This is a genomic window from Rahnella sp. CJA17(1/100) (assembly GCF_963881615.1).
Taxonomy (GTDB): Bacteria; Pseudomonadota; Gammaproteobacteria; order Enterobacterales; family Enterobacteriaceae; genus Rahnella; species Rahnella aceris.
Genome location: NZ_CAWOJA010000021.1, coordinates 1 through 13,495, shown reverse-complemented (window position 1 = coordinate 13,495; position 13,495 = coordinate 1). Strand labels below are relative to the sequence as shown.

Sequence of the window (13,495 nt, the reverse complement as noted above, 5' to 3'; positions counted from 1 at the left end):
TAACCTAATCTCCGGCCTTAAAGACGGGAGAAATCATTGAAAAGTGCAAGCCCCATCAACAACACCAGCAAAACTGAACCAATGCGGTAACTGAAGTCCTGAACTCGCTCGGAAACTGGCCCACCTTTAAGCTTTTCTATTGCGAGAAACAGCAGGTGTCCACCATCTAATACCGGTAATGGAAAGAGGTTGATGATCCCCAGATTGACACTAATGAGTGCCAAAAACGTGAGGTAAGACACCAAACCATATTCAGCTGACATTCCTGCGCCCTGTGCGATGGATATTGGGCCACTCAGATTGTTCAGCTTCACATCTCCGGTAATTAACTTACCCAGCATGCTCACTGTGAGTTTCATCAGTTGCCAGGTTTTATCCCCGGCCTCATAAAACGCCACAAACGGGCCATACTGACGGATTGTTTTATATTCATCAGGCAGCGGTATCACTTTCGGTACCACACCAGCAAAACCCTGTATCTTGCCTTTACCTGCGGACTTCGTGTCCGGCGTCAGTGTTAACGCGACGGGATTCCCCGCCCGCTCAACTTCCAGTGCAATTGGTTTACCCGGATTGTCACGTACCTGTATGACAAACGACTGCCAGCTTTCCAGAATCTGACCATCGACTTTAACGATCCTGTCCCCGGCTTGCAAACCCGCCTTTTGCGCGGCTGAATCTGGCTGCACCTCCTGCAGAACAGATTCTATCTGCGGCCCTCTGGGAATCATCCCCAGAGACACCACCGGATCCTGCTTTTCAGGATCAAATTGCCATTGACGCAAATCCAGAGTTTTCTCAACGACCTGGGATGAGCCAAATTGCGCCACATCAACCGTCGTTTGATCATCACCAATTTCGCCGACTAACGCCATACGAACTGAATCCCAATCAGGCGTTTCGATACCCGCAACAGATTTTAGTTCCATTCCGGGTGAAATATTGGATTGTGCGGCAATTGAATTTGCAGTGACATTTGCCACGACAGGACGCACGCTCGGCACGCCGATGACGAAGATCAGCCAGTAAGCAAAAACAGCAAAAATGAAATTGGCGATCGGCCCGGCGCTGATGATAGCAGCGCGCTGCCAGATTTTTTTGTTATTGAAAGATTGGTGGCGGAATTCAGGCGCTACAGCCTCGACGCGCTCGTCGAGCATCTTAACGTAGCCTCCGAGAGGAATGATGGCCAGAACATACTCTGTTCCCTGACGGTCAGTCCGGCGCCATAGCGCGCGTCCAAAACCGACAGAAAAACGTTCGACACGCACACCACAACGACGAGCAACCCAGAAATGGCCGAACTCGTGCACGGTGATAAGCACCCCCAATGCGACGATAAAGGCGGCCAGGCTCCAGAGTATGTTCATCATATGTCTAACTATTCCTTAGGAAACTTCACCGTCACAGACGGATTAATACACTAACAGCATCAGACAGGCGAATACAGGCACCGCAGCCGTCAGGCTGTCGATACGATCCAGTATTCCGCCGTGACCAGGGATCATATGACCACTGTCTTTGATCCCTGCCTCGCGTTTGAACATACTTTCCGTCAGGTCGCCCAGCACAGAAGCCAGCGCGGCAACAACGGAACAAATCAATAAGGTCGACGGTACCACATCAAGTGGTGCATAGCGGCCAAATAACCAGGCTATGAGGGCTGAAGTCAGAAGACCGCCAGCAAACCCTTCCCAGGTTTTCCCCGGGGATACTTTAGGCGCCAGTTTATGCTTACCAAATAATTTACCAAACAGGTAAGCGCCGGAGTCTGCCCCCCAGACCAGTAGCATCACATATAACAACCACCATGCGCCAGTATGATGATTTTCTGCATAACCGTATTGGCGCAGTGCGACCATACCCCAGAAAAACGGCACAATAGTCAGTATGCCAAAGACTAAGCGCAGCACACGGGAATGGCGCCAGAAGGCTGCCGAAGCAGGATATCCAACCACCAGCACCAATGCCAGACACCACCACGCAAGCGCAGCCCATAATGAGCCTCCGACTTGCAACAGATGCACGCTTTGCTGGTAAGCAGGTATGCTCAGCATCATCGCTGCCAGCAGGAAACCACATAATATAGCCAGCCAGATGCGCTGATTACGGCTTGCAAAACCGGCCAGTTGCCCCCACTCCCACGCTGCCAGCATGCACACAACTAACGTCACGATGGCAAAACCGACAGGCGGTAATAAAAAGAGTGCTGCAATAACAATCGGTATTAAAATCAGAGCTGTGATAATGCGATACTTCAGCAAATGTTCTCCCTAGGACGCATTGGCGCCGATAGGTGTAGTCCCCCCGAAGCGGCGCTCGCGTTGTGCAAAAGCAGTCAGCGCACCTTCAAAGGTATTTTCATCAAAATCAGGCCAGAGGACATCGGTAAAGTAGAGCTCCGCGTAGGCAATTTGCCACAGCAAAAAGTTACTGATCCTATGTTCCCCACCGGTTCTGATCACCAAATCGACGGGTGCCAGTTCGCTCATACAGACCGCTGAATTCAGCAATTCTTCTGTAATCTGTTCTGCCCGCAGCGTGCCGGCTTCAACCTGACCCGCCAGAGTCTTAACGCCTTGAATAATATCCCATCGGCCACCGTAATTCGCGGCAATGTTCAGGGTAAGACCGTCGTTATTTTGAGTCATTGTTTCTGAACGACGAATGCGTTCCTGCAGACGAGCACTAAAGCGACTGACGTCGCCAATGACCCGAAGCCTGACATTATGTTTATGCAAGCTTTTGACTTCACTGTCTAATGCACGGACGAACAACTCCATCAATGCGGAGACTTCCTGGGCCGGACGATTCCAGTTTTCACTACTAAAGGCATAAAGAGTGAGTGCATCAAGGTGATGACTGGCAGCAAAACTTACCGCTTTGCGCACCGACTTCACTCCCGCTTTATGACCGAATACCCTCATTTTACCCTGACGTTTTGCCCAGCGTCCGTTACCGTCCATGATAATGGCAACATGGCGAGGTTGAGAGCAATACATATCAGACATCTGTTGATTTTCGAGGGACATAACGCGTACTCATTTCCTTTTATCAGAACACAGCGGCTTTCTGGCTGGCATAACATTCTTCTGGCTGACGACGCCACAACAGTTAGCTGGCGGCACACCTTTCTGTCGCTGGTGCGACTACACGCGCAAAAAAGCCGTGTCCCCCTTGCAGGCACGGCTTACACTGACAGATCACCGATTCCACCTTTAACACTCAGGCCCTGAAAAGCCAAATCTACTGTCAGTGTGGCGCAGACTATACCATTTCAATGTGATGCTAACAAACTGCTGCATAAGTACAAAAACAGCCTTATAGCGCAAATGTATGAAGTTTCTCACGTGCACTGGCTCTCGCCTGCGCGTCGATCTCCAACACTTCCTCAACAGAATCAGGTTCAGCGCTCACTAACTGCTCCATCACCTGACGATTCAGGCCAGCAATGTCAGTAAAACGAATCTCACCATTGAGGAACGCGGCCACCGAAATTTCATTCGCGGCATTCAGTGCCGTCGTCGCTGCCTGCCCGGTGTTGCTGGCTTCGATAGCCAATTGCAAACAAGGATAACGTGCGTAATCCGGTGCACTGAAAGTCATCGCACCCATTTTACAAAAATCCAACGCTTCGACGTCAGTTCTGACTCTGTGCGGATATGCCATGGCATGCGCAATTGGGGTACGCATATCCGGCGAGCCAAGTTGAGCCAGCACGCTGCCATCGCAATAACGCACCATGGAATGGATCACGGATTGCGGATGGATAATCACTTCCATCTCAGCAGCAGAGGCATTAAACAACCAGCGGGCTTCAATATACTCCAGCCCTTTATTCATCATGGTTGCCGAGTCGACGGAAATTTTACGCCCCATCGACCAGTTGGGATGCGCGCAAGCCTGATCAGGAGTGACATCGCGAAATTTATCCAACGGCAGTTCGCGGAACGGGCCACCGGATCCGGTTAAAATAATGCGGGAGATCCCGTGGCTTTCGAGGGAAGCATATCCCAGCTGTTTTTGAATGGATTCAGGTAAACTCTGGAAAATAGCGTTATGTTCACTGTCGATAGGCAATAGCTGAGACTGACTATGGCGGACAGCGTCCATAAAAATGCGCCCGCAGGTCACCAGCGATTCTTTGTTAGCCAGAAGCACCTGTTTACCGGCGCGGACAGCAGCGAGTGTCGGTAACAAGCCCGCAGCCCCCACGATAGCCGACATCACCTGATCCACATCATCAAGAGCGGCCAGTTCAGTCGCCGCATCGGGTCCGGAAAGCACCTCGGTACGGCTTCCCTGTTCAGCCAGAATGGCTCTCAGCGCACGGGCAGAAGATTCATCCGCCATCGAAGCATAGGCAGGGTGAAACTCAAGACACTGCTGCGCCATAACGTCAACATTGCGCCCTGCAACCAGTGCTTTAACGGAGAAATCGTCAGGGTTAGACCGGACAACGGAAAGCGTGCTGGTGCCGACAGACCCTGTCGAACCAAGAATAGTCATTTGTTTCATGAAAATGCCCGGGATAGCGCTCGTAAATTCGGAAAGTGCACAGTCTGAAACCTCTTATCTGGCTTGTCCATGAGATTGTTCGAACAGGTAAAAAATTTAAAGCCCGATAAAAGACAAAGCGCCGCAATTGCGGCGCTTTGGAAGAAATTCAAGCCGGATTAGAACTCCATTAACTCGGCTTCTTTCTCGCTCAGAGCAACGTCGATTTTCTTGATGAAAATATCAGTCAGTTTCTGAATATCGTCCTGGGAACGGCGATCTTCGTCTTCGCTGATTTCTTTATCTTTCAACAGTGCTTTGGTTTTATCGTTCGCATCGCGGCGGACGTTACGGACAGAGACACGGCCCTGCTCTGCTTCGCCACGCACCACTTTGATCAAGTCTTTACGACGTTCTTCGGTCAGCGCTGGCAATGGAACACGGATTGTCGCGCCTGCAGAAGACGGGTTCAGACCCAAATCAGAGGTCATGATCGCTTTTTCAACAGCAGCGCTGATAGAGCGGTCAAAAACAGAGATTGCCAGAGTACGGGAATCTTCCACCGTCACCTGTGCCAGCTGACGCAGAGGCGTTGCTGAACCGTAGTATTCCACCATGATGCCATCCAGGATGCCCGGAGATGCACGGCCGGTACGGATTTTGCTGATATGCGTTTTGAATGATTCAACGCATTTTTCCATGCGAATTTCAGCGTCTTTTTTGATTTCGTTAATCACGTTGTGAACCTTTGAAAGCTGATTACCTGGCAGACCATAACATCAGTATAGTCCGTGAATACTCATGCCAGCAGAGGCTGGCTGAACGTAATGTTCAATTGTGAAGGATCACTCCGCTTTAGAAATCAGCGTTCCTTCATTTTCACCCATCACCACGCGACGCAGTGCACCAGGCTTATTCATGTTGAAAACGCGAATTGGCAGATTGTGATCGCGGGCCAGCGTGAAGGCCGCCAGATCCATCACTTTCAATTCCTGTTCCAACACTTCCTGATAGGTCAGTGTTTCGTAGAGTGTCGCTTCCGGATTTTTCACCGGGTCGGCAGAATATACGCCGTCAACTTTGGTCGCTTTTAATACCACATCAGCTTCGATTTCGATCCCGCGCAGACAGGCTGCTGAGTCAGTGGTAAAGAAAGGATTGCCGGTACCGGCGGAGAAAATCACCACACGGTTATGACGCAGCAAGCTGATGGCTTCTGCCCAGCTGTAATTATCACAAACACCGTTCAAAGGGATTGCAGACATCAGGCGTGCGTTAACATAGGCGCGGTGTAATGCATCACGCATTGCCAGGCCATTCATGACAGTCGCCAGCATACCCATATGGTCGCCTACAACACGATTCATGCCCGCCTGTGCCAGACCCGCGCCACGGAACAAGTTACCGCCGCCGATCACAACACCTACCTGAATGCCGAGTTCGACCAGCTCTTTTACTTCCTGAGCCATGCGATCTAATACACTCGCGTCGATACCAAAACCTTCACTACCCTGCAGGGCTTCGCCACTGAGTTTGAGCAGGATACGTTGATAAACGGGTTTCGCATTGGTAGCCATGGTGTCTGTCCTAGAAGCAATGTGTCTTAATGGATAGTCAGTCTTTACATCATAGCGCTGTCTGAATGACATTCACGCACAATGTAATAGGAATTTGGGGCTGGATAAAACGGAACCGCCCTTTCGCAGCGGTTCCATTTTAGGGTGTATCAGATACTGATTAAGACTGTTTAGTCATTGCTGCAACTTCAGCAGCAAAGTCAGTCTCAACTTTCTCGATACCTTCGCCCACTTCGAAGCGGATGAAGTTAGTCACGTCAGCGCTATGTTCTTTCAGAACCTGGCCCACAGTTTTGCTTGGGTCGATAACGAAAGGCTGACCAGTCAGAGAAACTTCGCCGGTGAATTTCTTCATGCGGCCTTCAACCATTTTCTCTGCAATCTCTTTTGGCTTGCCAGACTGCATCGCGATGTCCAGCTGAACCTGGTACTCTTTTTCTACCACTTCGGCAGACACATCTTCAGGCTTAACGAATTCTGGTTTGCTTGCTGCAACGTGCATAGCAATTTGCTTAACCAGTTCTTCATCAGCGCCTTTAGCAGCAATCAGAACGCCGATACGAGCGCCGTGCAGGTAGCTGCCCAACACGTCGCCTTCAAGGATTTGAACGCGGCGAATGTTGATGTTCTCACCGATTTTAGCAACCAGCTGAATACGCTCTTCTTCGAACTCAGCTTTCAGGACTTCAACGTCAGTCACTTTGCCTGCAACAGCAGCGTCCAGCACTTTGTCAGCGAAAGCCTGGAAACCAGCATCTTTAGCCACGAAGTCAGTCTGGCAGTTAACTTCCAGAATCACGCCGAAGTTACCTTCGATTTTGGTTTTGATCACGCCGTCAGCAGCTACGTTGCCTGCTTTTTTCGCCGCTTTGATCGCGCCAGATTTACGCATGTTTTCAATTGCCAGCTCGATGTCGCCGTTAGCTTCAACCAGAGCTTTCTTACAATCCATCATGCCAGCGCCAGTACGTTCGCGCAGTTCTTTTACCAGGGCAGCGGTAATATCAGCCATTGTATTTTCCTCGATTATCTCAGTGCAAAAAGGGTTTTTGCGGTGAGATATTTCTCGCATTTAAGATAAGCAAAGGGGGCCAATAAAGGCCCCCTAACCAACATATTTCAATACCTGGTTAATAAGGGCTCTGCTGAGCTTGCCTTATTATTCAGCTTCTACGAAGCTTTCTTCTGCCTGAACAGCCAGATCTTGCGAACGGCCTTCACGAACAGTGGCAGCAACAGCGCTCAGGTACAGATTTACTGCACGGATTGCGTCATCGTTACCTGGGATAACAAAGTCAACGCCATCCGGATCGGAGTTGGTATCAACAATGGAGAATACCGGGATACCCAGGTTGTTAGCTTCTTTGATTGCAATGTGTTCGTGATCAGCATCGATAACGAACAGAGCATCAGGAAGACCACCCATATCCTTGATACCACCCAGGCTGTTTTCCAGCTTAGCCAGTTCACGAGTACGCATCAGCGCCTCTTTCTTGGTCAGCTTCTCGAAGGTGCCGTCCTGAGACTGAATTTCCAGATCTTTCAAACGTTTGATGGACTGACGAACTGTTTTCCAGTTAGTCAGCATGCCGCCCAACCAGCGATGGTTCACGAAGAACTGGTCGCAGTTGTGTGCAGCTTCTTTTACCGCTTCGCTTGCTGCGCGTTTAGTACCAACGAACAGGATCTTACCTTTACGGGAGGAGATCTTCTGCAACTCAGCCAGAGCTTCGTTGAACATTGGAACAGTTTTCTCAAGGTTGATGATGTGAACCTTGTTACGAGCGCCGAAGATGAATGGCTTCATTTTCGGGTTCCAGTAACGGGTTTGGTGACCGAAGTGAACACCGGCCTTGAGCATGTCGCGCATGGAAACAGTTGCCATGATAAAACCTCTATTAAGTAGTTGGGGTTATGCCTCCACGTATCCCATACAACCGACCCTGCAGAACGAATTCCCAAGGCACCCCGGCGTATGTGTCGATACGTGTGTGTTATTACTTACGTTAATAAGTACACAATGAGTGATTTTGGCTTTAATCCCTCAGAGTCGTAAGACCCAGAGCGGATTGCCGGCGCGCTTTATACCATAAATAACGGCCCGGCAGCAACTTTTGTTCACCGGATTGCTTCCCGGGAAATGATAGTTTGGCAGCAAATATCAGGGCTGATACCATAAGCCACAGCTAATTATTGACGACATCGGTGTAGAAATAAAGCACACCTGATGCACAGAACCCGCAGGACAAACACATGGCTATTTCAATCAAAACCCCTGAAGACATCGAAAAAATGCGCGTTGCTGGCCGTCTGGCCGCGGAAGTGCTGGAAATCATTGAGCCTTTCGTTAAACCGGGCGTCAGCACCGGCGAGCTGGATCGCATTTGCGCCGATCACATCGTGAACAAGCAACAGGCGGTTTCTGCCTGCCTGGATTACCACGGCTTCCCGAAATCTGTCTGTATTTCCGTTAACGAAGTGGTGTGCCACGGTATTCCGAGCGAAGACAAAATTTTGAAAGATGGCGACATCGTCAACATTGATGTCACGGTCATTAAGGATGGTTTTCATGGTGACACCTCCAAAATGTTCATCGCGGGTAAACCGACGATTCTGGGTGAGCGTCTTTGCCGTATCACGCAGGAAAGCCTGTATATCGCACTGCGCCTGATCAAGCCTGGTATCCGCCTGCGCACGTTGGGTAAAGAGATCCAGAAGTTCGTTGAAGCCGAGAAATTCTCTGTGGTACGCGAATATTGCGGTCACGGCATCGGTGAGGGTTTCCACGAGGAGCCTCAGGTACTGCATTACGATGCGGATGACGGCGGTGTTGTGCTTCAGGCGGGTATGGCGTTTACCGTTGAACCGATGGTCAACGCAGGCGATTACCGTATCCGCACCATGAAAGACGGCTGGACAGTAAAAACTAAAGATCGCAGCTTGTCGGCTCAGTACGAGCATACTATTGTGGTGACAGATAACGGTTGTGAAATTATGACGCTGCGTAAGGATGACACCATTCCGGCTATCCTGACGCACGACTAAACAGTCACCCGCTCTGCGGAGAGGGTATAAATCTGTGAATCAAGCCGGCGAAAGCCGGTTTTTTTATCTTTCACGTTTATTGGTCTCTCACGTGTAGGGCTGCGCACCCATGATTGAAAACTTCCCGGCTGAAAAGAGCGTACTACTGCAAACCACGCAGGATCTCACCCGTACTTTTCCGCTACAACCGGCCTCCCCTTCTGTCTATCCGGACGACGATTTAAACCGTCAGAGCCTGAAACAGCATATGGAACAGTTTCAGGCATGGCTGGCGGATGCCTTCAATGCCGGGCAACAGGCTGAAGAACTGGTAGACGCACGGACGCATTACATCGATCAGCTGTTACAGCGTTTGTGGACCTTCTACGGCTTCGACAATATTCCGGAAACCGCGATGGTGGCCGTAGGCGGCTACGGGCGCGGCGAATTGCATCCTTTATCGGATATCGATGTTCTGGTGCTCAGCCAGAAACGGCTTAACGATGAACAGGCATTGCGCATCGGTGAACTGATTACCTTGCTGTGGGACGTTAAGCTGGAAGTCGGACACAGCGTGCGTACGCTGGAAGAATGTCTGCTGGAAGGATTGGCTGATTTAACCGTAGCCACCAACCTGATCGAATCCCGCCTGATCTGCGGCGATGTCGCGCTGTTTCTCAGTATGCAGAAACACATTTTCAGCGACGGATTCTGGCCTTCGCCAAACTTCTTCCGCGCCAAAATTGATGAACAAAATGAACGCCATCTGCGTTATCACGGCACCAGTTATAACCTTGAGCCAGATATCAAAAGCAGCCCCGGCGGCCTGCGCGACATTCACACCATTTTATGGGTAGCCCGTCGTCATTTTGGCGCCACATCGCTGGACGAAATGGTGGCCTTTGGTTTTCTGACCAAAGCCGAGCGCAACGAACTGCTGGAATGTCAGAGTTTCCTGTGGCGAATCCGTTTTGCCCTGCATTTGCTGCTGCCCCGCTACGACAACCGTCTGCTGTTCGACCGCCAGCAAAGTGTGGCGCAACTGCTGCAATATCAGGGTGAAGGCAATCAGCCCGTCGAACGCATGATGAAAGATTTCTACCGCATGACCCGCCGGGTCGGCGAGCTGAATCAGATGTTATTGCAGTTGTTCGATGAAGCGATTCTGGCCATCGGCCCGAATGAAAAACCACGGCCGCTCGATGAAGATTTCCAACTGCGTGGCGATCTGATTGATCTGCGGGACAGCACGCTCTTTGACCGCCGTCCGGAAACTATCATCAGCATGTTCCACCTGATGGTGCGCCATCGCGAAATCAAAGGGATTTACTCCACCACCGTCCGCCTGCTGCGCCATGCCCGTCGCCATCTCAAAGAGCCGCTATGCATGATCCCGCAGGCGCGCGAAATGTTTATGTCGATCCTGCGCCATCCGGGCGCCGTGTCACGCGCGCTGGTGCCGATGCACCGCCATAGCGTGCTGTGGGCATATATGCCGCAATGGGGGCAGATCGTCGGGCAGATGCAATTCGACTTGTTCCACGCGTACACAGTCGATGAACATACCATTCGTGTGCTGCAAAAACTTGAAAGCTTTGCTCATGAAGAAACCCGGCCAAAGCATCCATTATGTGTGGAGCTGTATCCGCGGCTGCCGCAGCCTGAACTGTTGCTGATGGCTGCCCTGTTCCACGATATTGCCAAAGGCCGCGGTGGTGATCACTCGATTCTCGGCGCGCAGGATGTGCTGGAATTTGCCGAACTGCACGGGCTGAATTCCCGTGAAACCCAGTTGGTCTCGTGGCTGGTTCGCTGTCACTTGCTGATGTCAGTGACGGCACAGCGCCGCGATATTCAGGATCCTAATGAAATCCAGCAGTTCGCCGCAGAAATGCAGACCGAAGTTCGCCTGCGCTATCTGGTCAGCCTGACCGTGGCGGATATCTGTGCCACCAACGAAACCCTGTGGAACAGCTGGAAACAAAGCCTGATACGCGAACTGTATTTTGCCACCGAAAAGCAATTGCGCCGCGGCATGCAAAACACGCCGGATCTTCGCGAGCGCGTGCGTCATCACCGCCTTCAGGCGCTGGCATTACTGCGTATGGACAATATTGATGAAGAAGCGCTGCACCGTATCTGGAGCCGCTGCCGGGCGGATTATTTCCTGCGCCATTCACCCAATCAACTGGCATGGCACGCAAGACACCTGCTGGAACATGACTCCACCAAACCGCTGGTGCTGGTCAGCCGTCAGGCAACGCGAGGCGGGACCGAGATATTTATCTGGAGCCCTGACCGACCGTATCTGTTTGCCACCGTCGCCGGTGAGCTGGACAGGCGTAACCTGAGCATTCATGACGCGCAGATTTTCACCAATCGCGACGGCATGGCGATGGATACTTTCATTGTACTGGAACCGGACGGCAGCCCGCTGGCACAAGACCGGCATGAAGCCATTCGTTACGCGCTGGAACAGTCGATGACGCAGGCTTATCAGCCGCCGCGTGCGCGACGTCCTTCGCCGAAACTGCGTCATTTCAGCGTGCAGACCGAAGTCAGTTTCCTGCCGACGCATACCGACCGCCGGACGTATATGGAACTGGTGTCGCTGGATCAACCCGGCCTGCTGGCACGCGTCGGGGAAGTCTTCTCTGATCTCGGCCTGTCGCTGCACGGTGCGCGCATCTCGACCATCGGCGAACGCGTAGAGGACTTATTTATTCTGGCAAATGGCGAGCGTCGTGCGCTGGATAAGCAAACTCGCCAGGAAATCACACGCCGGTTAACTGAGGCACTCAACCCTGGCGATAAAATGTGATACAAGTACCACTATCTTTTAAAACCAATTCAGGAAAGAGAACAGGATGCAGCAACTACAAACCGTTATTGAACAAGCCTTCGAGCGCCGTGCAGATATTACTCCGGCTAACGTTGACAGCGTAACGCGCGACGCTATCACTGAAGTTATCAGCAAAATCGACAGCGGCGAATTGCGCGTTGCTGAGAAGATTGATGGCGAATGGGTGACGCATCAGTGGCTGAAGAAAGCGGTACTGCTCTCGTTCAGAATCAATGACAACCAGGTGATGGAAGGCGGTGAAAGCCGTTACTTCGATAAAGTGCCCATGAAATTCGCTGACTACGATGAAGCGCGTTTCCAGCGTGAAGGTTTCCGCGTGGTGCCACCTGCTGCCGTGCGTAAAGGCGCATTCATTGCACGCAACACCGTGCTGATGCCTTCTTATGTCAACATCGGCGCTTACGTTGATGAAGGCACCATGGTTGATACCTGGGCGACTGTCGGTTCTTGTGCGCAGATCGGTAAAAACGTTCATCTGTCCGGTGGCGTAGGTATCGGCGGCGTTCTGGAGCCACTTCAGGCGAACCCGACTATCATCGAAGACAACTGCTTCATCGGCGCGCGTTCAGAAATCGTTGAAGGCGTGATCGTGGAAGAAGGCTCGGTGATTTCCATGGGTGTTTACATCGGCCAGAGCACCAAAATCTATGACCGTGAAACCGGTGAAGTGCATTACGGCCGTGTACCAGCGGGCTCCGTAGTGGTTTCCGGCAACCTGCCTTCTAAAGACGGTAAATACAGCCTGTACTGCGCTGTCATCGTCAAGAAAGTAGATGCGAAAACTCTGGGTAAAACCGGCCTGAATGAGTTATTGCGCACAATCGACTAAACTTAGAAATAGCGGGTATTGTTTTAAAAAATAACCCGCTATTTTTTTATCTTCTAAACGGCAAACTGTGCAATTAATCAATGATTAAAGCCGCCGTTCAGTTCATCATGACACTCTGATTTTCTCCTAAACGAAGGTGGCGCTATGTATGACAATCTGAAAAGCCTGGGCATTAATAATCCCGACGATATTGATCGTTACAGCCTGCGTCAGGAGGCCAATAACGATATTCTGAAGATCTATTTCCGCAGAGATAAAGGCGAGTTTTTTGCTAAAAGCGTGAAGTTTAAATACCCGCGCCAGCGTAAAACCATCGTTGCCGATAATGCCGGTCAGGGTTATAAAGAAATTCATGAGATCAGCCCAAATCTGCGCTATGTGATTGATGAGCTGGATCAAATCTGTCAGCGTGATCAGGTAGAAGTGGATCTGAAACGTAAAATTCTGGATGACTTACGCCATCTTGAATCTGTCGTGGCGAATAAAATTTCTGAGATTGAATCTGATCTGGAAAAACTCACCAACGGCCGCTGATAAATTCCGGTCAGAAGATGTGAATACAAAAAAGGTCAGGCGTTTGCCTAATGCCGGTCACTTAAGGTGACCGGCATTGTTTTTTAAGGGATATTTCGACCTTTTTTCTCTCACTTCCCTGACATATTCACGCTCACGTCTCGAGGGCAGTTTTAGCATCGCTGCGTTGCT

At 51.0% G+C, this 13,495-nt stretch carries 12 protein-coding genes; 4 read left to right on the top strand and 8 right to left on the bottom strand.

Annotation, left to right across the window (positions count from 1 at the left end; translation table 11 throughout):
- Positions 1-17: 17 nt before the first annotated feature.
- The 8 genes from rseP to rpsB form a co-directional block, all read right to left on the bottom strand.
- A complete protein-coding gene (rseP, locus tag AACU55_RS11275) occupies positions 18-1,373 on the bottom strand; it encodes a sigma E protease regulator RseP (RefSeq protein WP_013574200.1) in 1,356 nt (451 codons plus the stop codon).
- Positions 1,374-1,415: 42 nt separating this feature from the next.
- Positions 1,416-2,264 (bottom strand): phosphatidate cytidylyltransferase, encoded by an 849-nt coding sequence (gene cdsA / locus AACU55_RS11270; protein WP_013574199.1) that lies wholly within the window; start codon positions 2,262-2,264, stop codon positions 1,416-1,418.
- A gap of 9 nt (positions 2,265-2,273) precedes the next feature.
- Complete coding sequence (ispU, locus tag AACU55_RS11265) at positions 2,274-3,032, bottom strand: (2E,6E)-farnesyl-diphosphate-specific ditrans,polycis-undecaprenyl-diphosphate synthase (protein ID WP_013574198.1); 759 nt, start codon at positions 3,030-3,032, stop codon at positions 2,274-2,276.
- 289 nt (positions 3,033-3,321) lie between these two features.
- Positions 3,322-4,518 carry a 1-deoxy-D-xylulose-5-phosphate reductoisomerase gene (ispC, locus tag AACU55_RS11260; protein ID WP_112152492.1) on the bottom strand — a complete coding sequence of 399 codons (1,197 nt, stop codon included), beginning with the start codon at positions 4,516-4,518 and terminating at the stop codon, positions 3,322-3,324.
- Positions 4,519-4,676: 158 nt separating this feature from the next.
- A complete protein-coding gene (gene frr, locus AACU55_RS11255) occupies positions 4,677-5,234 on the bottom strand; it encodes a ribosome recycling factor (RefSeq protein ID WP_013574196.1) in 558 nt (185 codons plus the stop codon).
- A gap of 108 nt (positions 5,235-5,342) precedes the next feature.
- The gene (pyrH, locus tag AACU55_RS11250) at positions 5,343-6,074 is read right to left on the bottom strand and encodes a UMP kinase (RefSeq protein WP_013574195.1); all 732 of its coding nucleotides are present in this window, start codon (positions 6,072-6,074) and stop codon (positions 5,343-5,345) included.
- Positions 6,075-6,234: 160 nt separating this feature from the next.
- The gene (gene tsf, locus AACU55_RS11245) at positions 6,235-7,086 is read right to left on the bottom strand and encodes a translation elongation factor Ts (protein WP_134707053.1); all 852 of its coding nucleotides are present in this window, start codon (positions 7,084-7,086) and stop codon (positions 6,235-6,237) included.
- A gap of 147 nt (positions 7,087-7,233) precedes the next feature.
- The gene (gene rpsB / locus AACU55_RS11240; RefSeq protein ID WP_013574193.1) at positions 7,234-7,959 is read right to left on the bottom strand and encodes a 30S ribosomal protein S2; all 726 of its coding nucleotides are present in this window, start codon (positions 7,957-7,959) and stop codon (positions 7,234-7,236) included.
- Between the two features lie 368 nt (positions 7,960-8,327).
- Here rpsB and map point away from each other — a divergent pair, with 368 nt between their 5' ends.
- From map to AACU55_RS11220, 4 genes are all read left to right on the top strand, one after another.
- The gene (gene map, locus AACU55_RS11235; RefSeq protein ID WP_013574192.1) at positions 8,328-9,119 is read left to right on the top strand and encodes a type I methionyl aminopeptidase; all 792 of its coding nucleotides are present in this window, start codon (positions 8,328-8,330) and stop codon (positions 9,117-9,119) included.
- A 109-nt stretch (positions 9,120-9,228) separates the two neighbouring features.
- Positions 9,229-11,919 carry a bifunctional uridylyltransferase/uridylyl-removing protein GlnD gene (glnD, locus tag AACU55_RS11230; RefSeq protein ID WP_134707052.1) on the top strand — a complete coding sequence of 897 codons (2,691 nt, stop codon included), beginning with the start codon at positions 9,229-9,231 and terminating at the stop codon, positions 11,917-11,919.
- 46 nt (positions 11,920-11,965) lie between these two features.
- The gene (dapD, locus tag AACU55_RS11225; protein WP_013574190.1) at positions 11,966-12,790 is read left to right on the top strand and encodes a 2,3,4,5-tetrahydropyridine-2,6-dicarboxylate N-succinyltransferase; all 825 of its coding nucleotides are present in this window, start codon (positions 11,966-11,968) and stop codon (positions 12,788-12,790) included.
- A gap of 144 nt (positions 12,791-12,934) precedes the next feature.
- Positions 12,935-13,324, top strand: coding sequence for a DUF3461 family protein (locus tag AACU55_RS11220; RefSeq protein WP_013574189.1), 390 nt, complete (start codon positions 12,935-12,937; stop codon positions 13,322-13,324).
- Positions 13,325-13,495 lie beyond the last annotated feature (171 nt).